The organism is Mesorhizobium sp. M0522, assembly GCF_040321085.1.
Taxonomy (GTDB): Bacteria; Pseudomonadota; Alphaproteobacteria; order Rhizobiales; family Rhizobiaceae; genus Mesorhizobium.
Genome location: NZ_JAMYQW010000105.1, coordinates 1 through 644 on the forward strand (window position 1 = coordinate 1; position 644 = coordinate 644).

The 644-nt window shown below is 57.6% G+C and carries 1 protein-coding gene; it reads right to left on the reverse strand.

Annotated elements, in window-relative coordinates; genetic code table 11:
- On the reverse strand, nt 1-644 hold a 644-nt coding region (locus NKI58_RS35475; RefSeq protein WP_352854547.1), incomplete at both ends, for an aminotransferase class III-fold pyridoxal phosphate-dependent enzyme.

The window sequence follows — 644 nt, forward strand, 5'->3', positions numbered from 1 at the left end:
CATCTCGACCGCTGCCATAAGGCCCACGCCGCGGACGTCACCCACAAGTGGGTGGTCCATGAGCCGCTGCAGGTTCTCCATGAAAACCTTTCCCACTCGCGCCGAGTTGCCGATCAGGTCTCGCTCCTCAATAATCTTGAGGTTCTCGAGGGCGACCGCAGTTGCGACCGGATGCCCAGTCGTCGTGTAGCCATGACCCCACGTTCCGATCTTTGCGGTGTTGTCAGCGATAGTGTTGTAGATTTCCTCCGTAAAGAGGATCGCTGCAAGCGGCATGTAAGAAGACGTCAGCTGTTTCGAGGTCACCATGATGTCAGGTTTGAATGCATAATAGGTGGATCCAAACATGGTACCCAAACGTCCGAAACCATTCACGACCTCATCCGCTACAAGGAAGATATCGTACTTGCGGCAAAGCGCCTCTACGCCTTGCCAATACCCGGCGGGTGGTGCGAGCACGCCTGCCGCAGCCATCAGAGGCTCGCCGATGAAGGCGGCGATGGTTTCTGGACCTTCGCGCAGGATTGTTTCCTCGATCTCCTTGAGCAACCGCGCAGAGAACTCACCCTCGGTCTCGCCCTCGAAGCCAGACGTGCGCAGATGCGGTGTCGTGAGGTGGATCACCGGGATGATCGGCATGTCGA